The 22,686-nt window shown below is 59.6% G+C and carries 29 protein-coding genes and 2 pseudogenes; 3 read left to right on the top strand and 28 right to left on the bottom strand.

Annotated elements, in window-relative coordinates:
- Nucleotides 1–167: 167 nt before the first annotated feature.
- On the top strand, nt 168–500 hold the full coding sequence (locus M3461_06110) for a hypothetical protein (protein MDQ3773954.1): 333 nt from the start codon (nt 168–170) through the stop codon (nt 498–500).
- 322 nt (nt 501–822) lie between these two features.
- Here M3461_06110 and M3461_06115 read toward each other — a convergent pair whose 3' ends face one another.
- The 22 genes from M3461_06115 to M3461_06220 form a co-directional block, all read right to left on the bottom strand.
- On the bottom strand, nt 823–2,643 hold the full coding sequence (locus M3461_06115; protein MDQ3773955.1) for an ATP-binding protein: 1,821 nt from the start codon (nt 2,641–2,643) through the stop codon (nt 823–825).
- Nucleotide 2,644: 1 nt separating this feature from the next.
- Nucleotides 2,645–3,355, bottom strand: coding sequence for a PspA/IM30 family protein (locus M3461_06120; protein ID MDQ3773956.1), 711 nt, complete (start codon nt 3,353–3,355; stop codon nt 2,645–2,647).
- A gap of 240 nt (nt 3,356–3,595) precedes the next feature.
- A complete protein-coding gene (locus tag M3461_06125) occupies nt 3,596–4,450 on the bottom strand; it encodes a hypothetical protein (protein ID MDQ3773957.1) in 855 nt (284 codons plus the stop codon).
- Entirely contained in the window at nt 4,380–5,291 is a 912-nt protein-coding gene (locus tag M3461_06130; GenBank protein ID MDQ3773958.1) for a hypothetical protein, read from the bottom strand. The genes M3461_06125 and M3461_06130 overlap by 71 nt, the downstream gene beginning before the upstream one ends.
- The gene (locus M3461_06135) at nt 5,288–6,148 is read right to left on the bottom strand and encodes an ATP-binding cassette domain-containing protein (protein ID MDQ3773959.1); all 861 of its coding nucleotides are present in this window, start codon (nt 6,146–6,148) and stop codon (nt 5,288–5,290) included. Before M3461_06135 ends, M3461_06130 begins: the two co-directional genes overlap by 4 nt.
- Before the next feature lie 326 nt (nt 6,149–6,474).
- On the bottom strand, nt 6,475–6,924 hold the full coding sequence (locus M3461_06140; protein MDQ3773960.1) for a winged helix-turn-helix transcriptional regulator: 450 nt from the start codon (nt 6,922–6,924) through the stop codon (nt 6,475–6,477).
- Nucleotides 6,925–7,934: 1,010 nt separating this feature from the next.
- Entirely contained in the window at nt 7,935–8,510 is a 576-nt protein-coding gene (locus M3461_06145) for a hypothetical protein (protein MDQ3773961.1), read from the bottom strand.
- A gap of 117 nt (nt 8,511–8,627) precedes the next feature.
- Nucleotides 8,628–9,191, bottom strand: a complete 564-nt coding sequence (locus tag M3461_06150) for a hypothetical protein (protein ID MDQ3773962.1) — start codon at nt 9,189–9,191, stop codon at nt 8,628–8,630.
- Between the two features lie 16 nt (nt 9,192–9,207).
- A complete protein-coding gene (locus M3461_06155) occupies nt 9,208–9,726 on the bottom strand; it encodes a hypothetical protein (GenBank protein ID MDQ3773963.1) in 519 nt (172 codons plus the stop codon).
- An 88-nt stretch (nt 9,727–9,814) separates the two neighbouring features.
- On the bottom strand, nt 9,815–10,546 hold the full coding sequence (locus M3461_06160; protein MDQ3773964.1) for a serine protease: 732 nt from the start codon (nt 10,544–10,546) through the stop codon (nt 9,815–9,817).
- Between the two features lie 347 nt (nt 10,547–10,893).
- Nucleotides 10,894–11,115 (bottom strand): addiction module protein, encoded by a 222-nt coding sequence (locus tag M3461_06165; protein ID MDQ3773965.1) that lies wholly within the window; start codon nt 11,113–11,115, stop codon nt 10,894–10,896.
- 277 nt (nt 11,116–11,392) lie between these two features.
- Entirely contained in the window at nt 11,393–11,914 is a 522-nt protein-coding gene (locus tag M3461_06170; GenBank protein ID MDQ3773966.1) for an ABC transporter permease subunit, read from the bottom strand.
- Nucleotides 11,915–11,959: 45 nt separating this feature from the next.
- Nucleotides 11,960–12,271 (bottom strand): DUF2442 domain-containing protein, encoded by a 312-nt coding sequence (locus M3461_06175; protein ID MDQ3773967.1) that lies wholly within the window; start codon nt 12,269–12,271, stop codon nt 11,960–11,962.
- Nucleotides 12,252–12,488, bottom strand: coding sequence for a DUF4160 domain-containing protein (locus M3461_06180; protein ID MDQ3773968.1), 237 nt, complete (start codon nt 12,486–12,488; stop codon nt 12,252–12,254). The genes M3461_06175 and M3461_06180 overlap by 20 nt, the downstream gene beginning before the upstream one ends.
- Entirely contained in the window at nt 12,473–12,793 is a 321-nt protein-coding gene (locus M3461_06185) for a hypothetical protein (GenBank protein ID MDQ3773969.1), read from the bottom strand. Before M3461_06185 ends, M3461_06180 begins: the two co-directional genes overlap by 16 nt.
- 162 nt (nt 12,794–12,955) lie before the next feature.
- Entirely contained in the window at nt 12,956–13,372 is a 417-nt protein-coding gene (locus M3461_06190) for an ABC transporter permease subunit (protein ID MDQ3773970.1), read from the bottom strand.
- 42 nt (nt 13,373–13,414) lie between these two features.
- Complete coding sequence (locus M3461_06195; GenBank protein ID MDQ3773971.1) at nt 13,415–13,735, bottom strand: hypothetical protein; 321 nt, start codon at nt 13,733–13,735, stop codon at nt 13,415–13,417.
- Nucleotides 13,719–13,943, bottom strand: coding sequence for a DUF433 domain-containing protein (locus tag M3461_06200; GenBank protein MDQ3773972.1), 225 nt, complete (start codon nt 13,941–13,943; stop codon nt 13,719–13,721). Before M3461_06200 ends, M3461_06195 begins: the two co-directional genes overlap by 17 nt.
- Nucleotides 13,944–13,990: 47 nt before the next feature.
- Nucleotides 13,991–14,185: a hypothetical protein gene (locus M3461_06205; protein MDQ3773973.1), complete on the bottom strand. Its 195-nt coding sequence runs from the start codon at nt 14,183–14,185 to the stop codon at nt 13,991–13,993.
- 331 nt (nt 14,186–14,516) lie between these two features.
- Complete coding sequence (locus M3461_06210) at nt 14,517–15,308, bottom strand: ABC transporter permease (protein ID MDQ3773974.1); 792 nt, start codon at nt 15,306–15,308, stop codon at nt 14,517–14,519.
- 5 nt (nt 15,309–15,313) lie between these two features.
- Nucleotides 15,314–17,041 (bottom strand): phosphate ABC transporter substrate-binding/OmpA family protein, encoded by a 1,728-nt coding sequence (locus tag M3461_06215; GenBank protein MDQ3773975.1) that lies wholly within the window; start codon nt 17,039–17,041, stop codon nt 15,314–15,316.
- 4 nt (nt 17,042–17,045) lie between these two features.
- Nucleotides 17,046–17,789: a hypothetical protein gene (locus M3461_06220; GenBank protein MDQ3773976.1), complete on the bottom strand. Its 744-nt coding sequence runs from the start codon at nt 17,787–17,789 to the stop codon at nt 17,046–17,048.
- 127 nt (nt 17,790–17,916) lie between these two features.
- Between M3461_06220 and M3461_06225 the strand changes: the two genes are divergently transcribed.
- A complete protein-coding gene (locus M3461_06225) occupies nt 17,917–18,204 on the top strand; it encodes a hypothetical protein (protein MDQ3773977.1) in 288 nt (95 codons plus the stop codon).
- A gap of 407 nt (nt 18,205–18,611) precedes the next feature.
- On the opposite strand, the gene M3461_06230 is transcribed toward M3461_06225, so the two are convergent.
- The 5 genes from M3461_06230 to M3461_06250 all read right to left on the bottom strand — a co-directional run bounded on the left by M3461_06230 (nt 18,612) and on the right by M3461_06250 (nt 21,797).
- Entirely contained in the window at nt 18,612–18,794 is a 183-nt protein-coding gene (locus tag M3461_06230; protein MDQ3773978.1) for a hypothetical protein, read from the bottom strand.
- Between the two features lie 55 nt (nt 18,795–18,849).
- Entirely contained in the window at nt 18,850–19,821 is a 972-nt protein-coding gene (locus M3461_06235) for a toll/interleukin-1 receptor domain-containing protein (GenBank protein ID MDQ3773979.1), read from the bottom strand.
- Nucleotides 19,822–20,081: 260 nt separating this feature from the next.
- Nucleotides 20,082–21,023 carry a hypothetical protein gene (locus M3461_06240; protein ID MDQ3773980.1) on the bottom strand — a complete coding sequence of 314 codons (942 nt, stop codon included), beginning with the start codon at nt 21,021–21,023 and terminating at the stop codon, nt 20,082–20,084.
- Nucleotides 21,024–21,169: 146 nt separating this feature from the next.
- A complete protein-coding gene (locus tag M3461_06245) occupies nt 21,170–21,511 on the bottom strand; it encodes a hypothetical protein (protein MDQ3773981.1) in 342 nt (113 codons plus the stop codon).
- Nucleotides 21,512–21,599: 88 nt separating this feature from the next.
- Nucleotides 21,600–21,797: a hypothetical protein gene (locus tag M3461_06250; GenBank protein MDQ3773982.1), complete on the bottom strand. Its 198-nt coding sequence runs from the start codon at nt 21,795–21,797 to the stop codon at nt 21,600–21,602.
- A 21-nt stretch (nt 21,798–21,818) separates the two neighbouring features.
- Between M3461_06250 and M3461_06255 the strand changes: the two are divergent.
- Nucleotides 21,819–22,178: pseudogene (locus tag M3461_06255) on the top strand (ATP-binding protein).
- Between the two features lie 252 nt (nt 22,179–22,430).
- Here M3461_06255 and M3461_06260 read toward each other — a convergent pair.
- A pseudogene (locus tag M3461_06260) lies at nt 22,431–22,686 on the bottom strand (transposase).

A 22,686-nucleotide genomic window follows, 5' to 3' on the forward strand; every position in this document is an offset into this window, starting at 1 on the left:
CATGAGAGGGCCTCCTTTGTGGGACGTATGATCTAGAGAAACCCATACCTACCACGGAGTGCCCTCTCTTCCAAGCATTTTCGCTCATAACCTATTGATCTGTTGTCGTTAAAAAAGATCTTCACCCATCGCAGTTCCTCATCCCCCCGAACCTGAAATCGTTCCGGTTGTTTGCCGAGCGTGCCGTGGTCGTGGATTGGCAGACCACGCCCTGGAAGCCATTCGAGCTCATCGAATGGTATCGTCGCCTGGGACGTATCAGCGGCAAGCCCGATCTCAAGACCGTCGAGGAAGCCGAGGCCGGATACGCCGAGATGGATCGAGCACGTTTGGAATCGCTCGAGAACGAATTCAGCGTGGATTACGTCGTGTTCAGGAGGCCGTTCGACGTGCGTCAGATCAAAGGGCCCGAGGTTAAAGGGAAGGTGGCCTTCATGAACGACAGCTATCTCGTCCTGAAGGTTCAGGACGAGACCATCGCTCGCGGCGGGCAGCTCTAAGTCACACGCCTGCAGGCGCCCACCCGAGAGCTCGTCGCCCAACGACGCGGTCACGAGCCACCTTGGCCAAGTTGTCTTTATGGTCATCATCCACCATGACCGTGACATCGACTATCCTCTTCCTGCTCATGCGGTAACCTCCCAATTCGGCGACCGACCCATTATACTGGGCCAGGACCGCTTGCTACGGCGAGGTCTATACCTATTATTGCCACGCCCCCTGCCGTGGCCCCATACGTGCAATTGTTGAAAGCCGTTCGTGCCGGGCCCTTCGACTGCGCTCAGGACAGGCCCTTCTCGCCGTTCGGCCGGAGACACCCCGCTAGATCCGTAGCTCGCCACGCAGAACGCGCAGCCGCTCGTTTAACTCCGCACTGCTGAGATGGCGCAGGCGGTCGGGCACGAGCGAGCGGCGTGAGGTCTCGAAGACCGCCAGGAGCTCCATGTATTCCAGCATGCGCGTGTCGCGTGGCGGCAGGTAATCCGCCACGGCCTGCTGGAATATCTCGGCGGTGACGCGACCCGATTGCTCTTGGGCGAGGTCGTGGGCGAGCAGGCACACGGCTTCCAGATCGGCGTTGGAATAGCCGATCAGCGGCTCCGACACAGCACGATCGCGGGGCCAGTCCATATCGTGAGCTATCGCATGACGCCGCAGCAGGGCCGCGAGGACCTGCTCGATCTCTTGGGCCTCTCCGGCATAGAAGAACGGGATCTTGCGATCTAGGCGCCCGGCGCGCTTGATATCGACATCGAGCTTGTCGGGGCGGTTGGTCATGAGGACGGTCAGCACCCGTCCGCGATTCTCGGGATCGCTCATGAACTCCTTCAGGCGCGCGATGACGCGCGAAGAGGTCCCGCCGTCCTCTTCGTCACCACCGCCGAAGGCGCGATCGCCCTCATCGATGATCAAGATGATCGGGCCCAACGAGCGCACCAGACTCAGGACCTTTTCCAGGTTGGCCTCGGTGGAACCGACCCATTTGGATCGAAAGTTTTTGAGCTTCACCGCGCTCAGTCCCGATTCGCGTACGAAGGCGCCGGCGACGAAGGTCTTGCCGGTGCCCATGGGTCCGACAAACAAGAGCCCCATGGGGATCCGCGCGCGCTCTCCGGCCTTGATACTCTCGGCGATCCGGCGCAACTCGGCTTTGATGTGCTCGTTGCCGCCGACGGCGGAAAGATCGTGGGCGCCTTCGACGAATTCGATCAGGCCGACGCACTCTTTTTCGATGATCTCGCGCTTGCGCCGGTGTACCAGCGCCAACACCTCGGTGCAGGCATGGGCCGGATCAGGCTCCGGCAGGGCTTGATCGGGGTTGATCAGATGCCGGATCTCCTCGCGCCGCAGGCCGCGGGTCAGTGCGGCGAGCTTTTCCGCGCGGCTGCCGACGTCGCGACCCGAGCCCAATAGCGACGCGATGAAATCACGCCGCTCAGCGTCATCCGTCTCGCTGGAGGTGCGTGGTGTCAGCAACGCGGCGATCTGCACCGCGCGCAGACCGGCCGTATGCTTGGCCAGTAACTCGATCTCGGTGGCCTCCAAGGTCGCATCGCTCTTGCGTATCACGTCGGCACGCACACCCGGGTCGGGCAAGGGGACCTCTATGGCCGCGATGCGCGGGTTGCCGATGAGCAAAGAGCTCAGCTCGGACAGCATCTCGGTCTGCAGGAACACCAGGTTGTCTTTGTCCGCCAGTTCCTTGGAGAGCGACCACCGGTGCAGGGTGACGATGTTGATGCGGTCCTGCTCGCTCAGGAAATGGAATTCGCCGGCGGGGACCAGGGCGCCGGCATAGGTCATGATGAGGGCGGTGCCGCTCGCCGAGAACAAGATCGCCTCCAGGAGCGGCAGTACCTCGCGCGGCGTTCGCGCCCCCCTGAGCGCCTCGACCTTGGCCAGCTCCTCGGATTGGCGCAGGAGGCTCACCCCCGCGGCCGGATCGTAGACGATGATGTTGCGCTTGGTGGGCCAGAGTAACACCCGGCCGAGAAAGTCCGTGACCGAGTAATAACGCCCCTCGTGCAGCACCTGGTCGAAGACATTGAGGTGCAGCACGAACACCGAGGCCTCGCCCGCGAGGTATTTGCCGCGGATGTCCTCCGCCCAGGGAGGCAAGGGGGCGGGTGCGGCTGTGCTCATCTCACAGCGAACGCTTGGCGCCCTCGGCCTCCTGCGCGCGCGCCGCCTTGAGGGCATCGAGCTGCGATCGCGCCGTGGCGACCCCGCCTTGCCGACGCAGTGCCGCCAGTCGTCGATCCAGATCCGATTCCCGCAATTCCTTGCCGAGATCGGCCTCGGCGAGACGGTTCTTGATGTGCTCGCGCACGTTGTCTAACGCCTTGACCTCGGCGTCCACGGACAGGCCGTCCAGCTGGTCTTGGATATGGATGCGGGCCTCGGCACTCTTCACCTTGGCCAGCATGCGGTCCTTCTCGGCCTTGAGATGCTTGATCTCCGCCATGACGGCCGTCAGCGAGTCCTTGGCCTCGTCGGCATCGGCCTTGGCCTGGGCCATTTCGCCTTGCAGGCCGGCCAGCTCTGCCTCCACGGCGTTCTTTTTCTGGAGCACGACCACTGCGAGATCGTCTTGCTGGGTGTCGAGCGCGGTGGTGAGATCGGCCGTGATCTGGGCCAGGAGCTTCTGTTCCCTCTCGACGCGGTCCTCGATCTCCTCCCGGCGCCGTATGATCGCCGCGGTCGCGGACTTGAGCCTGGTGTACTTGGTCACCATGGCGTTGATGGCGTTCTCGTAAGCGATCTCCGGGTGGTTCTTCTCCACGTCGGCGATCCACAGAGATACGAAACCCTTCCAAAGATTGCTCAGCCGGCTGAATAGATTGATCTCTGCCACGGTGAACCTCCTCCACAGTATAGCGAAACATATTTGAAATTACGGATACCCCTCCAAGGTCCCTGTCTCTCCGGGATAGGGACTGTCTTTTCTCCCTTCTCCCTCCGGGAGAGGGTTGGGGTGAGGGGATCAAAATTATCGGTGAAAGTGTTTGATTTTATTCCCCTCATCCCAACCTTCTCCCGGAGGGAGAAGGGACTTATAGATTGCTCAGCTTGTACAACATGGGTTATGCAAGAATCAAGGGCTGTTGACGTTTTCGAAAAACTCGCGATGGTCACGGGTGAAATCCACGAAACCCAGGAGCAATTGCTGGTGCAGCGGGTCATGGAGATCGGGCTCGAGATAATCGAAGGCTAGGCGCGCCCCGCGCGTGGCCCAGGCAAAGTGCTCGGCCTCGACGGCGCCGCCGTGCCCCGAGTGGATGCTGAACCACTGGTAGGCCGAGTGCAGGCGCCCGGCGATCTCGACCTCGGTGTGGCGGAGATCGACGACCAGATCCGGACAATGGGTCGCGAGCGCCAGGTCGATGATCGAGAACTCCTGATCGGCCAGCACCTCGGACCCCAGGTGATACCCCATGCACCGGAAGATCGCCGGCAGCTCGTCGGGGCTCATGGCACCATAGCCGTGGCCTACCCGCGCGGTGAGCGCCTGTAGCCACACGGGCTCGCAGAGGAGGGCGTTGACGAAGGCGGGATCGTTCCATTCGGTCCGCTCGCGCCGGCCGTACAAGAGGATGCCTTTGAGCAGGGCCTGGGCCAGGCAGCGATGCGTATCGCGATGCGCGGTATCGCGGTCATCGAACTCGTCGCGCGCCGCATCGAAGAAATAACTGGCGACCAGGACGCTGCGATCGGCCAGCGCCGAGATCGGTTCCGCGCGGTCCAGGAACAGGCGCCGGCTGCGTCCGATCTTCCCGGCGAGCGCGGCCACACCGGCGCCAAACAGACCGTTCCAGGCCGCATAGCGCCCCATGAAGCGCAGCACGGCCAGGACATCGACCGTCGCGGCGCGGCAAGCGTCAAGAACGACCTTGTTCTCGCGCTCGAAGTCGTAGACCCGCTGCAGCCCTTCGCGCGTGATCTCTTTCATGGGATTGCCCCTCTCCGACCAGGCCCTCGGGTTCGAGCTCCTCCTCGACGCCGAGGTCCAGGTCCTCCTCAATGTGCAGGCGTTCCACCGCCTCCTGAAGTTGTCGGCCGATGTCGCCGCCGGTGGGATGGGTCATCACGCCCTGGTAGACCTCGTCGAAGGTGTCGGCGAGCGAGAGCTGCGCCGCCTCCACTGCGGCCTGGCGCGCCACCAGGCGCTCGCGGCGGGTCAGGATGCGTTCGATGTCCGCCCTGGCCTGTTGCAAGTGTTTGCGGTTGGCCGGCTCGCCGTTTTTCTCGAGCTGGGCCGTGATCGACCTGAGTTTTTCTCTCAATGCGCGCTCGTTCAGCGTCTCCAGGCGCTCGCTCATGGTGAGGCGTCCGAGCCACAGTCCGAGAAAATCCACCGTAGCATCGTCCAGGCGTTCCAGATCGCCGCCGCTCAATCCACCCTCACGACCGCGCGCCATCCGGTACAGCGAGGCCACGCGCTGGCACAAGCCGTCGTACAGTTCCCACAGCGGATCCTCGGGCGCGCGCCGCCGGATCTCGTCGATCAAATGAGCACGGGCCTGTTCCCGGCGCTCGGCGCGTTTGACCCGATCGATCTTGTGGCGAAAACGGGCCGAATTGGGCACGAACATCGCGGCGATGCCGAGGGCGGCGGTAAAGCACAGGACCGGGATGGTCGCGACGCCGAAACCGTAGGGAAACGCCAGGAGGGTACCCGTGGCGAGCGCGCCCAGGAATCCATGCAGGCTCGTCTGGCTCGTGAGCATCTCCTTCACATAGGAGACCGGCTCCGCGCCCTGCTCACGTTCCCAGATGGCACCCGCGCTCATATCGACACGCGCACCTGCCCCTTGCCGCCGGCGGCGTGGAGCTTGTCGAGGATACGCTCCTCGAACGCCACGGCCTCGCCCGAGCGCTGCCAGGCGGACAAGCGCGGGCGCGGCTCGCTGATATAGAAGTCGTCGGCGATGCGCGCCGGCTGGGTCGAGAGCACGATGACCCGGTCGCCCAGCACCAGGGCTTCTGTCACGTCATGGGTCACGAAGATGATCACGCAGCGCTGTTGCTCCCATAAAGAGACCAAGAGGTCCTGCATCTCCTCGCGGATCTGCGCGTCCAGGGCGCCGAAGGGCTCGTCCATGAGCAGGATCCGCGGTCGCAAGACCAGGGCGCGCGCCAGGGCCACGCGCTGGTTCTGCCCGCCCGAGAGTTGCGCCGGGAAGAGCGCGGCCTTATCGGTGAGGCCGACCGCCGCGATGATCCGATCGACCCGGTCCTGGACTTCGCGCGCCACCACTCGTCGCTTCCAGAGCTTGAAACGAAACGGGAACGCGATGTTGTCGCGGACGTCGAGATCGGGTCGGTTGGCGTAGCGCTGGAACACCATCACGGCATCCTCGTGCGCAGCCTCGCAGACGATGCCGTCGATCAAGACCTGCCCTGCAGTGGGAAACTTCCGGTCCACCGGCCGCACCCCGCCCATCATATGGAGCAAGGTCGATTTGCCGCAGCCCGAGGGGCCCAAGAGCATGTAGATGCCGGGCTTTTCGATCTGGAGATCGATGCCATCGAGCACCCGCACGACCCCCTCACCCTCGGGACTCGGAAACTCCTGCACGACGCCTTTGAGCTCGATGCTGGCGCCGTGATCGGCGGCGGTCGGCGCGGGCCGGGGATCGGAGATCATGTCGATGTTACGGCGCGGCCTGGCTGGGGGTTGCCGATGGTAAGAGGTTGACCCTATTATAGATCAGCCCTGGGCTCCTCTGCTGAGGCGACCCCGTGCGGTGCTTGCGGTCCTCGCCACCCACCTACCCAACCCGCAGCGTCTGGCCATGACTGTTCTCTATTGGCGTTTGATGGGAGCTCATGGGCTATCTGCTTCCCCGTCGATGGGTGCAGCGATCCTTTGCTGCTTCGGTTTTCATTTACCCTCGAAGCCCAACGCCGGATTTCAGCCGGGGCTGAGCCGCGCAGCGGCGAAGCCCTCGGCGGTAACAACTGGTTGCGCCTTTACTTGAGCAGCTCATGAGAAACCAAATAGGCGCGACCAGCTTGAGCGATGCGCCACCGCGTGGGTGGCGACCCAGAACCAAACGGATTGGAACTCATGGTGCGGATGGATTGAATCAGTTTTGCTTTTTCGAGTTCATTGAGATGGAAAGTGGCTAGCTGCTCACCAATGCCGGTGGCCTGTGCTACTTGGGCGTCAGTGATGCTTCCCTGCTGTGACACGAGTACTAGGATTTTCTCTCTTGTTTCTTCGAGGTGCTGTACATGCGCTTTTTCTTTTTGAACTATGTCGTCTTCCCGCTGTATTTCCTGCCTCAACTCTTCCATGCGCGCCTCAAGAACCGATACCTTAGTTTTAAGTGCAGCATTCTCCTTTTCCATTGCTTCAAGCTCGGACTTATAGCGCGCCGCGCTGGGTATTTCTTTCAGCAGGTCAGCGATCCAGCCCATAGTGATTCTCCTTTAGTAGTTCGTAGGTTGGGGTGACGAAGGAACCCCAACATAACGCACAAGCCGAAGCATTGGAGTTCGTTCCTCACCCCAACGCGGGCTGCCAAGAGCGCGGCAGGGTCAGATGCCTCATAGCGGCTGAGCCAATCCTGCCTCATACTCTTTATCAACCTCAGCAAGTAATGCATCCAGACGACCTGCTTCCAAGTGATCCTCAATCTGCTTGTCCCAAGCTTACGCATGATACTTGCAGCCACGCCATCAACTCAGCCAACCCTTTGGCTGGCAGTTGAGTGATAGCACCTTCTATCTCTTTGATGTTCATTTCATTTGAGTCTACACCGCACCTTTGAGCTTGTCAAAACCCACACGCAGACGCCGAATGTGAGCATTAACCGGCTGGCCCGGTTTTATCGCGCCAGTCCTAGTTGAATGAAATGTTAGGCCTACGGTTAGCGCCATGTAAACAACCGTAGGATATGCCGACGTAAGGAGGCGCATCAGTCGCGGGACATCACACGACAGATGCGCTTCGTACCTCAGCGCATCCTACTCGGGCTTGCTCGGGGTGCTCCGCAACGCTGTCCCAGATGGCTTCGACGATGCGAATGCGTTCCTGAACGGGAAGTTTTAGGACTTCAGAGAGATTGATAGCGCTCATATGATTCCGGATACACCAGTTTGTTTCTAATTACAGCTCGTAGCTCGTAGGTTGGGGTGACGAAGGAACCCCAACATAACGCACAAGCCGAAGCGTTGGGGTTCGTTCCTCACCCCAACCTACGCGGGCTAAGACTCCCGCTCGACTGGCTAAGAATAGTGAGGCAAGGTCGCCGGAGTACACCACAAGCGTTCTGCAATGGCGCACGACGTCACGCTTCTTCTTGAAATTGAAGAGCTCAATAATAGGTTCAAGATTCCTTGTCTGAAACACGGCCGTAATCTTTGGCGCCTAACCGTTGGAGTTGACCGGCGCCCCGCTTTTTAGGGCACCCGTGTCAAACGACGGGTTAGGCAAACGCACGGTTGATCAATGCAATTACGCCAAGCACGAAAATTAACCATAGCGCAAGTCTTATGGACATTAGCACATCAAGCTCTTCTTGGTGGCGAGCAGTGTTTTGAGACATCGTATCATCTTCTTTATTGACGAAATCGAAAAGGACGTCTGTTATAACGATGTAATCCATTGTTTTGAGTTCGGCAAGGCTTTTCTTGGTAGTAATTCGGATAACAAAGCTATGTGTTTGGTCCAGCTTAGCTTGGAGCGAAGATACTAGACTTTGAAAACCAAGTTTCTCGACAGGTATATAGATATTTAGCTCACCTGATTCATGACTGTAAACCCGACCAATAACATCTGGGTCTGGCTCAGGAGTACGCACAACTGTATAAATCTCTGCATGAATGGCAGAGAACTCATTCGAGAGTGTTTTAGGAACGAATACTTCAATGTGGAGCTTCCATATTTCCCTTATCTTTTCCTCCCACTCATCAACCTCATACTGTAGGCGCCATCCGCTCGCTGGCAAGTCGAGGTGCTGTTTTTGGAGCAGTCCTTTCAAAGTAGGAGTCAGCAGGTCCATATTCGGGCTATCTGATTTATATGCGCGCAATGTATAGGTTCTGCCGTCGAAAATTAAGCATAACGCCCCAGCTCACCGGGCGCGACGATAGGAGCGCGCCGGTGCAGTGCAGCGCAGTTAGCCTTCCTTGTCCAGCAAGTGCTTATATTGCTGCCGGTAGGCCTGAATGTCTGCATCCGTGGCCTGGTCTGCGATGATTCGCCTGAGCGGTGCATCCTTTGAGTCCATGTCGCCAAGAGTGTAGATTCGCAGATGTGTCGGGATGAAACTATAGGTGAAACGGAGGCACTCTCGATTGGCCAAAGTGGGCGCCCGCAAAAACTCGGCAAAGGCCTTCACACATAAGGTCGATGAATCATCTTCGCCTCGCAAGCGCTTGACTTCGTCTTGGAGTTCGCCAACGAAATCCGTCTCGGTGACGGGGAAGTTGAGCAAACATTTACCGAAGTACAGATGATGACAGGAGATATGCGCACCTCGAGGGACCCTTGTTACCACCCACCCTTCGGCGACCTTTTCCCGGAACTCTTCGAATGTGACCAAACCCCAGCAGTCAACCATGCCGTCTTCGTATACCGAAATTACGGTTTGGTAGTAATTGCCGTTGTGGATGAACGCAGAAAATCCTTTCCCGTAGACAATCCGGCCATCTTTGGTTTTGCGGTAGACGTCGAGTGGCATGGCTGCATTCGAGGAGCTAACGCCTTTTTGAGCCGCGCCCCCCAAGAACTTGATCCCAAGGCCTGTGGCGTTTCACGGCATCGGCTTTCGTATTAATGAGTGCATGGAAGCAGTCGACGAGAGAGAGACTTGCCATTAGCGCACCGATACCAAGACCCGCGACAGCAACTGCGAAAACGCCCATTACTACCAAGCGAAGAGGTAAACGGACCGGGCGGTCCCACGGAGGTTCGCCCTTCAACAGAAGACCAAAAGTTGGATACTTTGTTGAGACTCGGGTGTAGGCCCAGAACGGAACGCCATAGATAAGGGCGACTGCTGCGAGCGCGCCCGCGAAGACGGCGATTGTTTCAAGATTTAACCAAACCAGAACCCCTACGAGTATCAGTAGACCAAAAACTACCAAACCCCTAAATACCACAAACGACCCGGCAATCAATGATTGCAAATTGGCCACGAGTTGCTTCCAATGCTTCAGGGTAAGCACGGCGAGGACGATGCCCAAGAAAACGCCAAGCGCGATTTCAAAGATCATGGTTTTCTCATAGGCCTAACGCCCCCAATAAGTCGCCGGCCAACAGCAAGCTAAGCGCCGCTGTTGGACGGTGGGGTTCATTGGCAGCTTAGGGTTCATCATTCTGCGTGGCGATGAATTCAAAGAAGGTTTTGCCTTCGAGGACTGGATCGCGGACAGCGCTCATGTGGGAGAACGGATAGGCGAGGCCATAGTGAATGATTCTACGAATCTCGGTTATTCGAATGACCTCCCGGCCATTTTCGACCTCGTCTATCTCTTCGTTCGCCTCTTCAATCTCTTCGCTTCGGACTGTCCCGGTAACGTAGCCGATAACCTTAGTATGCAGAAAGACCGGGGCGCCGCTCATGCCGGCAGGCACAGGGAAGTTTAGCTCTAAGTGCCTAGCCGAGAGCGTGACGTGTCCCTTCAGAAGACGCATCTCCTTCCCCGAAGCCCAGACTTCATGGCTAGGAATTCCGATCACTTGGATATCCGCTCCCCCCGCCACTTGCTCTGTTGAGACTGGAAGGTATTGCGTCTCCGGTAAGTTGACGTGAAACAGAGCAATGTCGAACAACGCGAACTTCGCGGCGCGGGTAATCCAGCACACCTTCGCCTCGCCATCGACCTGCACGATTGCGATGAGGCGGCTTCTTTCTTTCAACTCATCAGGCGTCGGAATAACGTGACTGGCAGTAATGGCGTCTCCGCGCTTGGTGACAAAGAACCCTGTCCCCAAGAACGTACGGGATTCAAGAAAGACGCCATTGTCCTGCGCGCGAACTGAGAACACCGGAAAGACATACTCACGGGCATCTTCGAGTACCAGCGCGTTCACCGTTGAACCCTAACGAAACAAGATCAGCCGCGCCGGGCTTTGTTAGCGGTTACCCTGCGCACGTCTACGCCAATGCTTCGGATCCCGCGCATGGTGCATGATCGCAGTGACGTTAATGAACTCAGAATGCGCAACGAAAAAGATGCCGTATGGAAAGCGATGGACGATAGCCCGACGGATGAGGCCACGCGCGCGAGGAAACTGGTTTGGGCCAGCTTGGACTTGCTGCAACTTGCCATCGACCGCCGCCATAACTCCGCACCCAAGCCGGAACGCTGTTGTTCATGCCACTGAAACGCTTCAGCGTAGATCATCCAGCGCCTCAGGCCGGAAAACGATTGGCAGGATCACGCGCCACCGAGGATACGGCGTTTGACCTCCTCCCAGGGAATGCCTTCAGAGGGATTGGCCTGATATGCGGCGATGCGCCGATCAAGCTCTTCAGCCTGCCACGGCAACAGTTCAACTTGCTCGGGGTGCTCCGCAACGCTGTCCCAGATGGCTTCGACGATGCGAATGCGTTCCTGAACGGGAAGTTTTAGGACTTCAGAGAGATTGATAGCGCTCATATGACTCTCGATATACCAGGTTGGTTTCAATTAGTAACTATAACCGCTAACAAGTTGATTAGACAGTATCAGAAATTAGTGTGCTAAGCAGAATCCGCCTATTCCGCTGGATCCGGACTCTGTGTAGCATCGCCTTCAACCGAAGTATAGATCAACTGCTCGGCTCGTGCTAGCAACGAGGTTGTGGCTATGGGTACAGACCTTCCGGGCGGACCAGGGACGGATGCGAGCCGGCGGCCGCCGAGGAACATACACGAGCCCCCCTACCCCGCGTTTTTCAAAGGAGGCAACGCGGAGCGCGGGGGGGAACGATGCGAGCGTCTAGTCGAACTAGCCCGTCTCCCATGGATAGAGCCCTCCTTTTTATCGCCGTCATGGCGGCATAGGTCAGGAGCGCCAGGGCGATGATGACGAAGATCCCGACGAAGACTTGATCCATGGCCGAGAAGCGCCGTGCGTTCTGGATGAGCTGGCCCAGACCGACCTTGGCGTTGACGTACTCGGCGACGGTGATGTAGGTCCACATGACCGAGATCGAGACGATGATGCCATCGGCGATGCGCGGCATGGCGATGGGCAGGACCGCGTGCCGTATCGCCTCCCAGGGGGTCGCGCCCAGGTCGCGGGCGATGATCCAATAGGTGCTCGGGACCGCGACGACGGCATCCCTGACCATGGGGATCAAATACACCACGGCACCGAGGAACAGGAACACGATCTTCATCGCCTCGCCGATCCCGAGCCACATCACCAGGATGGGCAGGAGCGCCACGATCGGCGCCGAGCGGAATGGGTCCACGAGCGGCGACAGGGTTAGATGGCCTCGGTTCCATCGGCTAGTTACCTATGTCCCCGACCGTTCAGACCGTTTCGCCAGCCAATTGCTGAATGAAGCCTGGCTTTCGCCCGACCGCTTACCTGCCAATAGACCTTCGACGCTGATGTCCTCGTCTAGATCTTCCCAGTGAATGCCCACCCCCCGACCGATCATGCGCCAGCGCTTCCACTCAACCGATGACCCGTGCGATAGCCGCGGATACCATGCGAGCGGAACAGAAATGCTTCGCCCATCGCTGAGGTCGACACAAAGCGTGTCGTCCGACACCGTGACGTTTTCGGCAAAGGGGACTTCTATTTCAATGGCCGAAGTACTCATTCCAGGTCTCCATTAGCTCAACTCGGTGATCATTCACCACTTTCTCGATCCGCACCATCTCGACGCGCGAAAACCCACCGCTGCTCTGTAATCGAATTGGTTCTAGCCAGAACTTAGCGATTTTATCGTCTCGCTCAACATGGACATGCTGCGGTTCATTGCGGTCACTCGCGTAAAAGAAAAAGCGATAGGGTCCGGACCTCAGTACCGTAGGCATACCATGGCTCCGTATGCTAGGCTCTCGCGGCTAACGGCCCAGCTCAGCGGACCGCGCGGGTGCTCACTCAAAACGGATTCCAGAATTTCTGGAGTTAGCCCACGCTCTTGGGCTTTGCGGCTCATCTCATTCATGATGACTTCCAAGGGTCGTTTCGCTCGCATCACTTCAGAGAGTTTCAGGCTGAGCAAGGCATCAAGCTTTCGCTGTTGTTCGGTAGGCGCTGTCTCGTAAGCAGACGCTGCTTCAGGGCTGACGCGAATAGTAATAGCCTTTGTTTTCATGCCCGTCACCTTCGGTTTCATTGGCATCTTGCCATTATACATTCATGCCTTTGGTTTGCGCATCCGGTGCTCCCGGTAGAAACGCGAGCCGGGGACTGCCGAGGACATACACGTGCCCTCTGACCCACCTTTTCCAAGGAGGGAACGCGGAGCGCGGGAGAACGATGCGAGCGCAGAGTCGAACTAGGCCGTCTCCCATGGATAAAGTCTCTTTTTTATCGCCGTCATGACGGCATAGGTCACGAGCGCCAAGGCGATGATGACGAAGATCCCGACGAAGACCTGATCCATGGCCGAGAAGCGCCGCGCGTTCTGGATGAGCTGGCCCAGCCCGACCTTGGCGTTGACGTATTCGGCGACCGTGATGTAGGTCCACATGACCGAGATCGAGACGATAATGCCATCGGCGATGCGCGGCATGGCGATGGGTAGGACGGCGTGCCGTATCGCTTCCCAGGGAGTCGCGCCCAGGTCGCGGGCGCTGATCCAATAGGTGCTCGGGACCGCGACGATGGCATCCCTGACCATGGGGATCAAATACACCACGGCACCGAGAAATAGGAACACGATCTTCATCGCCTCGCCGATCCCGAGCCACATCACCGCACGCCCCTTTTTTGGCGCGTCCTCTGGAGCGCAGAGCTAGACACCCACCCGCCTGACCTCACCCGGCCGTACCTCATGCAATACCAGTTCGAGTTCGGGAACCAACGGACGAAGAAACTCGAACTTGTTGCGGCGCGCCACCAATACCACTACCGCGATCGCCACGCTGGCTACGGATTGCTCATAGCTGAGCCGCTGATCCGTTGTGACAAACACGTCGAACCGGGACTGCGCTAACCGGAGCAGCTCTCCGTTCTGTTTCGATGCCCACCCCATCTCGGGAACCGTTCGCACCTCGTGTTGTGGCAATTCGCGCCGGAAACGCCGTGGCACACACTCATCAAGCAGCACTCGCATAACTTATCAGGGATTCCTTCGCCAGCTCCAGTACCGCAATAACGTGCTCACGACTGACGGTTGGGAAGTCCTCGAGAAAGTCATCCAGACGATCACCCTCCTCGAGATAATCAAGCAGCGTTTGCATGGGCACGCGAGTCCCAGAAAAGACGACCACCCCGCTCATGACTTGCTCTGAACGTGTAATCAAGGGAGACGGAAGGGACATATGACTCCTCCAATGGGAATACCTTCATGATACTGAGGTGAACAAGATCAGCCGCGCCGGACAAGGAAGCTCAGAAAAGCGACGGCGTTCACGGCGTCGGCTGCTTCAGCGAGTTTCAGGCTGAGCAAGGCATCAAGCTTTCGCTGTTGTTCGGTAGGTGCTGTCTCGTAAGCAGACGCTGCTTCAAGGGTGACGCGAATAGTAATAGCCTTTGTTTCCATGCCCGTCACCTTCGGTTTCATTGGCATCGTGCCATTATACATTCATGCCTTTGGTTTGCGTAGCGTCTAACAGTTGTATTAGACAGAATCAGAAATTAGTGTGCTGCGTAGAATCGGCCTATTCCACTGGATCCGGACTCTGTGTAGCATCGCCTTCGACCCCAGTATACAAGTATAGATCAACCGATCGGCTCGTGCTAATACGGAGGTGTGGCTATGGGTACAGACCTATCCGGTGCTCCCGGCACTGACGCGAGCTGGGGGCTGCTGAGAACATACATGCCCCTTGACCCGCCTTTTTCAAAGGAGGGAACGCTCGGTGCGGGGGCAACGATGCGGGCGTTTCGTCGCACTAGGCCGTCTCCCACGGATAAAGTCTCTTTTTTATCGCCGTCATGACGGCATAGGTCAGGAGCGCCAGGGCGATGATGACGAAGATCCCGACGAAGACCTGATCCATGGCCGAGAAGCGCCGCGCGTTCTGGATGAGCTGGCCCAGCCCGACCTTGGCGTTGACGTACTCGGCGACCGTGATGTAGGTCCACATGACCGAGATCGAAACGATGATGCCATCGGCGATGCGCGGCATGGCGATGGGCAGTACCGCGTGCCGTATCGCCTCCCAGGGGGTCGCGCCCAGATCGCGGGCGCTGATCCAATAGGTGCTCGGGACCGCGACGATGGCATCTCTGACCATGGGGATCAAATACACCACGGCACCGAGAAACAGGAACACGATCTTCATCGCCTCGCCGATCCCGAGCCACATCACCAAGATGGGCAGGAGCGCCACGATCGGCGCCGAGCGGAACGGGTCCACGAGCGGCGAGAGGCAGGCGTTGATATAGGGGGAGGCGCCCATCATGACACCGATGGGAACGCCGATCATGACCACCAAAAGACCGGCCGCGAGCACCCGTCCCACCGACCACAGCATGGCGGTGAAGAGCAGACTGCGGCCCGTTTCGGCGTCCCAGGCGAGGTACAGGAAGGCCTTGCCCGCGGCCCATGGCGCGGGCAGCTTGTTCGGGCTGACGAGCCCGAGCCCGGTGATCACGGCCCACACCATCACCACGGTGGCCACGGCGGAAAGCCCCAACCATCGGCGGCGGCGCGCCGGGACAAGAAGATACGGGTTCCACATGGAGGTCAGCGCGACAGCACCGCGACGCGCGTCGTCCGGTTGGTGGCCCGGCACTCCTCCAGGCTCAGGTTTTCGGTGGCGGGATTGGCCTCGTTGCAGAGCGGCTTATCGGGACCGTTACCGCTCACGACGAAACGCTCGCGGGGAAACTCCCACTGCGAGACCAGATAATCCACCACCGCAACCGCCCGTGATTTAGACAAACGCTGATTGACCTCGCGCGGACCGGTCGAATCGGTATTGCCGGACACCTCGAAATAGGCCGAGCCGTTGTTCTCGATAAAGGGCACCATTTCCTCGTCGATGGTGCGCTCTGCGCGCCTGTTGAGCGCCGCCACGCCGCTCGCGAAGCTCACCAGGACCGGTTTGGTCACGCTGGCCTCGCGCGTCGCGGCCTGTTCCCGCTCGGCTGCGGTGAAGGTGAAGGCCGGCTTGGCGGCCTCTGCGTTCGCGGCCGCGTCCGCGGCGAGCAAAGACTTGATGAAGCGATAGTCGAAGGAGTCCTCTGGGTTGATGACCGGCGATTTGGGGTTGGCGAGCGCCCCGGCGCGGCGGTAGATGCCGTCGAAACGGCGATAGACACGCTCGTAATGATTGGTGTCGCCGGAGAGGCCCAGGATACGGGCGTTGTCCGCGAGATCGGTCCATACCAGGTTCTTGAAGATGCTCAGGATGAAGGGCCGGCCCTCCTCCCTGGCCAGGAGGGCGAAGAACTCCTCGGTCTTGATGAGGGCCTCGACGGCCTCTTCGGGACGCGCCTTGGCGGCCTCTACGCCCGCGAGCCAACCGGCCACGAAGTTCTGGAAGGTGGCCTCGTTTTCGGGTTTCTGGAGTTGACGCTGGTCACACACGATCACGTCGTAGATGAGATTGGTGGCGATGCGCGTCGAGTAGATCACGTGCGCGCCCGGCACCTTCTCGAGGGCCAGCGAGAGGTCCGGGTCCCACAGGGCGGCCGCATCCACCTGGCCGCTTTCGAAGGCTGCGCGCACCCCGGCCGTGCCTTCGTCTACGTTGATGTAGACATAATCGATCGACTGTTTCTTGCGCGGGGAGAGGCTGGAGTTCTCCACCGCGTCGATGACCATGCCGTCGGAGGGCGTATATTGGAGCAGCGCCACCTTCTTGCCGGCGAGGTCCTCGATGCGCGTGAGGTCGGGATCGCGCGCGATCACGGCGTCCCCGCCCTGGGTGTTGTCCACGATCACGATGGCGCGGCCATCGAGACCGGCATTGCGCAGATTGGGCTGCTCCTGGGCCCAGAAATCGCTGGTGCGCCACGCGCAATGGGCGGCGCCCGATTCGAAGATGGTCGTCAAGGTCGGGATGTCGTCCTGGATCACGAACTCGACTGACACCCGTTTCTGATCGAAGATGGATCCAGACGTCGTCTTGAGCGACTTCCCGTTGGCGAGGAGCGCGGGGGCGTAACCGTGGAAGCTCACGATCGAGACCTTGAGCGGATCGCCTTCGGACCCGAGCGGGCCGCCGCGCGGCGATTTGGCCGCGGGTGGGGGCGGGGGCGCCGGGACCTCGGCCGCGTGTTCCTCGGGCGCCGTGGTGGCCGGCCGCTCCGGTCCGACCGCAGGCTCGCCGGTGGCGACGGCCGGGCCCTCGGTCTTGCCGCCCTCGCTCAGCAGATCGCGCAGGCCCATGTTCCAGGCCGCGGCGCCGGTACCGCCGATGATGATCACGGCGATCAATCCCTTCGCTAACGGTGTCAACTGTGCCATAGGATCATTTCTCCGCGTCTGGACTCTGCGATCGAGAGGACCGTGTGGGTGCGCCGAAGCTGCCCGGGATCTCCTGCAAGCGCGCCATCTCCTCCCGGAAACGCTTGGTCTCGCGTCCGCAGGCCTCTTTGGTGCGTTGTAGACGTGCCTGGATGCCGGCCCGCTCCCCTGCCACCTTCTCGATCTCGCGCGCCAGCAGGGCCTCGAGATCCGCGATCTGTTTGCGGATCGAGGAGGTCGCTTCATGCTGATAGCGGTCCTGGGCCTCGACATCGACCTTGGCCTGCGCCTCGGCACGCTTCACCACATCGATCAAGGCGGCTCCCGACTGCTCCAGGGCGCGGATCTTGTGCTCTGCGTCGCGCACGGCATCCTCCACCGCCCAGTCCTCGTCTGCGGTATCCATAGCCAGGACCGCCGCCTTGCGCGTGGACGGGTCCAAGGTGCGGAGCCCCTCGAGCAGCTTCAGCAGCTTTTCGGCGCTGTAGGGGGAGGGAGGGACCTGCGCCTTTGTATAGATGTCCGCGAGCGGACGTCCTTCCAAGGCGTCCGGATCGGCGGCGGCTTCGGGGTCCACCGGGGCGGGCTCGTAGGGGCGAACCCCCGTGTCCGCCGCACCCGTCTCCGCCTCCGAGGTACTACCGGGCACCGCGCCGCCGTCCTCCAGAGCGCCCTCCGGCCTCATGCGGTCCGCTTCGTCGAGCTCGACCAGCCCGATGCTCGCCAAGGTCTTGAGGAGTCTGCTCATAGGGACTCGATACCGGAGGGGTGGAACACCTGACAGATTTGGACCTGAAGGATTTCGAGGATAGTATAGGCTCAAAATCAATGCAGTAGGAACCGTGGCGGGCTCCGCCCGGAGGCTGGGCGCCAGCATGCAACCCCTCGAACAGACAACGCGACCCCGTGGTGCCGGCGGTACGCCGGGCGGGATCGGTGAGTTCCTCCTGGGACTGGGGATGGCCGTGGCCGGCGGCTACTGGTTGACCAGCAGTGTCACGGTCAGTAGCGGCTATTGGGCGTTCTGGGGCCACAATGCCTTCGGGCTGTCGCTGGTGCCGCTCGTCCTCGGCTGCGGGATCCTGTTCTTCAACGGCAAGTCGATCCTTGGATGGCTCATGACGTTCGGTGGGGCCGTGATCATCGTGGCCGGGACATCATGAACCTGCACATCTATTTCCGGCCTACGAGTCTCTTCGACACCATTCTTATGCTGGTACTGCTCGCCGGCGGGATCGGGCTCGTGGCGCGCTCGCTGAGACCGCATTGATCCAGCGGCGGATCCGGTTAGCTGTGTACGCGGGTTCCGAGGCGAGCCACTCGCGCCGCTTTTTTGCGTCCGCTGGACGAATGGTTGGGCGTCACGGTTCGAGCTTCGGAAAAGAAGACGCTAATCCGTCGGAGACTTGCCGGCCAAGAGAGTAGAGAACGTAGAGCGGGCACGCCCTTGGCCACGCTACCAGCGGCAAAGGCCAGGGCCCCAAGGGTACTGCCCACGTCGGCTGAGAGGCGCCACGGGGCTCTAAAGCGGCCCAGGGTGGGTACGATCGGCCCGGCCGCCATCCGCACCTCACTCGACTATAACAAGGGTACCGCGGACGGGCCGACTACCCGAGGCGGTATTGCGAACCGACCGCGAGGCACTGAACACCCGGACGAAGTTCTCGACTCCGCCGCCAGGAGGTGGTCGATACGACAGCTCGTGCAGCGTCTCCTTGTCCGTGGAGTCCTTGCCGGCGTCGGTCTGCTTCACGGGCGTCAGAGACCCCACCGCTCGAAGAGCACCTTCGCTACCTGGTCCGTTGAGGTCAAGCTGACATCCGCGATCGTGGGGGTTCCGCGACCAGTAACTCCGCCCCGCCGCCATAGGTGGCCGAACGTCTTCGTGTCGAATCCAATCTGTCGAGATTGGCTCGAACCTCAAGCAGATGCTTCTGAAGGCTCTCCTCAAGCTCCCATAGGGATCCTACGCGGCTGTCCAGAAGCGGCAGAGCATACTTCTTGACGCTAAGCGCCCCTTCGGTACTTGCTCTATTGTGCTGGGCGAGTGTAGCGATTTGATCGTCGGTTAGGCCCAGCTGCATTTCGACTGCGCCAAGGACCCGACCCTCTGCAACAGGGGCACCCGCAACCGACCGGTGTCGTAGAGCTGTAGTAACGGTTCGGAACCATTCAAGATACTTTCGATCGATGGTGCCGCAATCCATCTGAATAAGGTACGCCACGAACGCAACTGTATACCGAAGTTCCTGAAGCTCGCCTCTAAGTGCCCTGGGAACACGCGCAGTCTCGCGTCGCCTCAATGCTGTGCGTCGAAGTATCTCCGCCCCAAGCTCAATCACGATACGCTTGATTGCGGCCCTTACGATTGGCAAACTCCATTGCGGATGCATATCGGATAACCAGCGCGCACCGTCGATCGAGCTGTGGCTCGCGCCGACCGCTTCTCGAAGGTCGATCCACTGAAACTCTAACTCTGGAGGCAGAGGAGTTGCATCCAGCAGAAGGGGCAAGAGATCCTTTCTTTGCTCGATGGCTGCTTTCCACTCCTTCGACACTTCGTTCGATCGCCTAGCGTGATCGCACCAGAACACGACAACCAAATGGGCTTCAGCCAGGGCTTTGGCAAGTTCGCTCCGCCACCTCTTACCCGGCTGAATGCTATCAATGTCTTGGAAGACGAGGGATTTGTTAACGCGGAGCAGTTTAACTACCGGAGCAACCAGCGGCGCGTCAGCATGGCTATAGGACACAAAGACATTTGTGCTCTGGCTAGGCATCACGACCTTAAATGCTTGCTGGTGGGGTTGGGGTTGCATAGCATGACTTAGCCGTCCAGCCGGGTCAACCCCTGTTCGTTGACAGGGTGTGTGCCCCCCCTGCGTCTGCGTGGGGAAGGGGGTCCAGCTATCTAGGTAGCAACGACATGCTGCGCGAGTACTCGCGGAATAGCTGACCACATGTCAGGTCCGGTCGGATTTTGACGTTGCGTGGATGGAAGCTACCGCGGACAACGAGATCATCTGAGATGACTCCGGCGTCACTCGTAGATCCCAACCGCCGTTGCAAAAACCTTTCTTTCAGTTGCCGTCTCGCCAGAGGACTCTTTCGGCAATGGCATCAGTAAATCGAGATTCATAGGATGGAACGCGAAGCCCAAGAAAACGAGCGTGCTAGACGCCCGCGTATTTGCTTGTATGGCAGTGACTTCGCTCGACGCGGGATCTGTACCCTCGGTAAAAGTCTTGATGCGACCTCTGAGGTTAAGCAATTCATTCGCGTCGAGGGTGGCACCAAAGTCCACCGCGTCTGTTCGGCTGTGCCAAGGTAATGCCCCTACGGTTCCGTATGGATGGTAGATCTCAAGGCTCTGAAAGAGCAGCGCTGCATCGTTTGCGCTAAGTGGATAGTAGTTCTGTAGCGCGTGATACAGGTAGTGCTCAACACAGCGGTCGTAGTTGAAGATCACGAGTGCGATTGAAGATAACCGCTCCTTGAGATTGCTCAATGTGGAGTTCTCAGTAAGCAACTGAAAAAAGGTGTTGAACCACGTTCCGTCGAGTCGGCCGTAGTTGATCGTGTTGTCATGCGTCACTGAGCTTATGTACAGTAGGCTGGCTTTCTCTGCCGCGAGTATGGTGCTGACGATTGCTAGCTTGCCGCAAAGCTCGATTTTGGCGTCACCCCGATGTGCGTCGATGTAATTATCGATCGATATGGCTAGTGGCATCGCATTGCAAATTCGCCGTGCCGCGTGGACGTAAGGTGTGATGTCGCGTGCGGCGGGAGCTTCCGCTGCAACCGCCAAATGCAGGGCTTCAACAATCATGTCATCGCCGCTGTCCATGCGAACGCCAAGGCCACCATAATAGGGTGCGCGCAACGCGGCGGCGATGGAGTTTTTCAACTCGGCACCAACCGGAAGGCCCGCCTCCTTGCTTGCGCCTGCCCCGATCACGAACGCTATGTTTCGCACTGGCATCGCTGTGCCTTTGGGCGTACCGCTTGAGGGCTTTTCGGTTGTAGTGTTAACGATACCGAATCAAAGTCTTCACCGTCTTCCCGCTCGGCTCGATGAGCTGGACGCAGAGTTGACAGGGTGTGTGCCACGCTGCGTGGGGAGGCGGGCTAAATCTCGTCTGCCGGCAAGTCGGCGATGCACTCCTCGGCGAGCCGAGGTTCAAAGTCGAGGCTCTCGGCTACGCGGTGGACCGCGACCGGGATGTCGTCTCCAGGTTCTAGCAGCTCGCCGCCTCGGGCATCCTTCGCGTTTTGGTAGTTGCTCGTGTGGACGCCGTAAACTATGGCTCGCCCATCGGCGTGTTGTCGCACGACGAGGCGCCACTTCTGACCTTGGAACTCGTAGGTATTATCCCAGGCCTTGGCCTCAGCGATTACGGGCCAGTCGGCCTTGGTGATGGTGACCGGACGACGCCCGGTCAAGGTAACGGTAAGTTTCTCTGTTGACATTCGCTTCTCCTGCCGGTAAACCCCCGGCAACGGGTGCCCCGGTAACCGGCGAGGCGTCGGGCTCTACTTGCGGTGTCGATACAACGTCTCACAGTATTACCGCCAGGTCCGATGACCTGAACGATGTGCCCTTGGCCTTGACCATGGGGCGGGCGACCGTCAGGTCTTGACCTACCATTCCGATCAGGCGGTAGCCCAGCTCCTTGTAGAGTTCGGCCTTGGCTTCCTGGGCGGAGGTCACTGCACCCTCGCCCGGTACGTCTTCATTCTCGTGCGCGCCGGCCATGCGGTGCTCTTCACCGCCGTCTCCGAGCTCGTGGAGAAATTGCTCGAGGCAAAGCGCGATCTGCGCTTGTCACGCGAGCTGCAGCGCCTCGACCGCTTCGCGTGCCTGGCACTCGATGACATCGGCTACGTGCAGCAGGACCGCTCCGAGATGGAGGTGCTCTTCACCCTCCTCGCCGCGCGCTACGAACGCAGGAGCGTGATGATCACCAGTAACCTGGTGTTCTCGAAGTGGGACCAGATCTTCAAGGACCCGATGACGACGGCGGCAGCCATTGAGCGGGTGGTGCACCACTCGGTGATCTTGGAGCTTACTGTCCCGAGCTACCGGGCAGAAGCAGCTCAAAGGCGAGTGCGCGAGAAACCGACGAAGGCGGCGTAGGCAATGCGTAGCGGCGAACCAGGACGACAGGGGAACCGTTTCCTCGAACCTTTGGGGCCGGACTTATCCACCCCTTGCCCACCGTCCCGCCAGTGTTAGAGGCACGCGGTCCCGTGGACAAGGCGTGGATAAGTCCGGCTTAGGCATCCCGTAACCACACCAAGGCACAAAACGAAACTTCTAATTGTCGTTCAACGAAAGAAGTAATTGACGCCGACCAATCCGGGAAAGCTCCTCGACGCACCCGGTGGCAGGTTCCTCATCCGCCTCCCGCAAACGCGCGCAGAGCAACCGATCCCCGCAAAAGAAATACAATGGCAGATAGCAATAGTGGCCGTAATACCCGTGAAAGAAACGCCCTTCCTGATCCCCGTGTAGGGGATCATCGCTCGCGTCCACATCGATCACGATCTCCTTCGGGGGGACCGCATGGGACTCGACGAAGACCTCCACCAACAACGTATCCATCGCCTCCGTCCGGGCGACGATCTTCTTGTAACGGTCCTGC

This window comes from Pseudomonadota bacterium, assembly GCA_030860485.1.
Classification (GTDB): domain Bacteria; phylum Pseudomonadota; class Gammaproteobacteria; order JACCXJ01; family JACCXJ01; genus JACCXJ01.

What these genes read in the sequence shown, in the direction of transcription:
- M3461_06200 (MDQ3773972.1), bottom strand. Translation starts at nt 13,943, where the DNA reads ATGTCCCTTCCGTCTCCCTTGATTACACGTTCAGAGCAAGTCATGAGC.
- M3461_06185 (MDQ3773969.1), bottom strand. Translation starts at nt 12,793, where the DNA reads ATGAAACCGAAGGTGACGGGCATGAAAACAAAGGCTATTACTATTCGC.
- M3461_06155 (MDQ3773963.1), bottom strand. Translation starts at nt 9,726, where the DNA reads ATGATCTTTGAAATCGCGCTTGGCGTTTTCTTGGGCATCGTCCTCGCC.
- M3461_06175 (MDQ3773967.1), bottom strand. Translation starts at nt 12,271, where the DNA reads ATGAGTACTTCGGCCATTGAAATAGAAGTCCCCTTTGCCGAAAACGTC.
- M3461_06225 (MDQ3773977.1), top strand. Translation starts at nt 17,917, where the DNA reads ATGCAACCCCTCGAACAGACAACGCGACCCCGTGGTGCCGGCGGTACG.
- M3461_06235 (MDQ3773979.1), bottom strand. Translation starts at nt 19,821, where the DNA reads ATGCCTAGCCAGAGCACAAATGTCTTTGTGTCCTATAGCCATGCTGAC.
- M3461_06190 (MDQ3773970.1), bottom strand. Translation starts at nt 13,372, where the DNA reads ATGTGGCTCGGGATCGGCGAGGCGATGAAGATCGTGTTCCTATTTCTC.
- M3461_06195 (MDQ3773971.1), bottom strand. Translation starts at nt 13,735, where the DNA reads ATGCGAGTGCTGCTTGATGAGTGTGTGCCACGGCGTTTCCGGCGCGAA.
- M3461_06245 (MDQ3773981.1), bottom strand. Translation starts at nt 21,511, where the DNA reads ATGTCAACAGAGAAACTTACCGTTACCTTGACCGGGCGTCGTCCGGTC.
- M3461_06145 (MDQ3773961.1), bottom strand. Translation starts at nt 8,510, where the DNA reads ATGGACCTGCTGACTCCTACTTTGAAAGGACTGCTCCAAAAACAGCAC.
- M3461_06205 (MDQ3773973.1), bottom strand. Translation starts at nt 14,185, where the DNA reads ATGAAACCGAAGGTGACGGGCATGGAAACAAAGGCTATTACTATTCGC.
- M3461_06140 (MDQ3773960.1), bottom strand. Translation starts at nt 6,924, where the DNA reads ATGGGCTGGATCGCTGACCTGCTGAAAGAAATACCCAGCGCGGCGCGC.
- M3461_06115 (MDQ3773955.1), bottom strand. Translation starts at nt 2,643, where the DNA reads ATGAGCACAGCCGCACCCGCCCCCTTGCCTCCCTGGGCGGAGGACATC.
- M3461_06150 (MDQ3773962.1), bottom strand. Translation starts at nt 9,191, where the DNA reads ATGCCACTCGACGTCTACCGCAAAACCAAAGATGGCCGGATTGTCTAC.
- M3461_06240 (MDQ3773980.1), bottom strand. Translation starts at nt 21,023, where the DNA reads ATGCCAGTGCGAAACATAGCGTTCGTGATCGGGGCAGGCGCAAGCAAG.
- M3461_06210 (MDQ3773974.1), bottom strand. Translation starts at nt 15,308, where the DNA reads ATGTGGAACCCGTATCTTCTTGTCCCGGCGCGCCGCCGCCGATGGTTG.
- M3461_06250 (MDQ3773982.1), bottom strand. Translation starts at nt 21,797, where the DNA reads ATGGCCGGCGCGCACGAGAATGAAGACGTACCGGGCGAGGGTGCAGTG.
- M3461_06215 (MDQ3773975.1), bottom strand. Translation starts at nt 17,041, where the DNA reads ATGGCACAGTTGACACCGTTAGCGAAGGGATTGATCGCCGTGATCATC.
- M3461_06180 (MDQ3773968.1), bottom strand. Translation starts at nt 12,488, where the DNA reads ATGCCTACGGTACTGAGGTCCGGACCCTATCGCTTTTTCTTTTACGCG.
- M3461_06220 (MDQ3773976.1), bottom strand. Translation starts at nt 17,789, where the DNA reads ATGAGCAGACTCCTCAAGACCTTGGCGAGCATCGGGCTGGTCGAGCTC.
- M3461_06165 (MDQ3773965.1), bottom strand. Translation starts at nt 11,115, where the DNA reads ATGAGCGCTATCAATCTCTCTGAAGTCCTAAAACTTCCCGTTCAGGAA.
- M3461_06130 (MDQ3773958.1), bottom strand. Translation starts at nt 5,291, where the DNA reads ATGAGCGCGGGTGCCATCTGGGAACGTGAGCAGGGCGCGGAGCCGGTC.
- M3461_06125 (MDQ3773957.1), bottom strand. Translation starts at nt 4,450, where the DNA reads ATGAAAGAGATCACGCGCGAAGGGCTGCAGCGGGTCTACGACTTCGAG.
- M3461_06135 (MDQ3773959.1), bottom strand. Translation starts at nt 6,148, where the DNA reads ATGATCTCCGATCCCCGGCCCGCGCCGACCGCCGCCGATCACGGCGCC.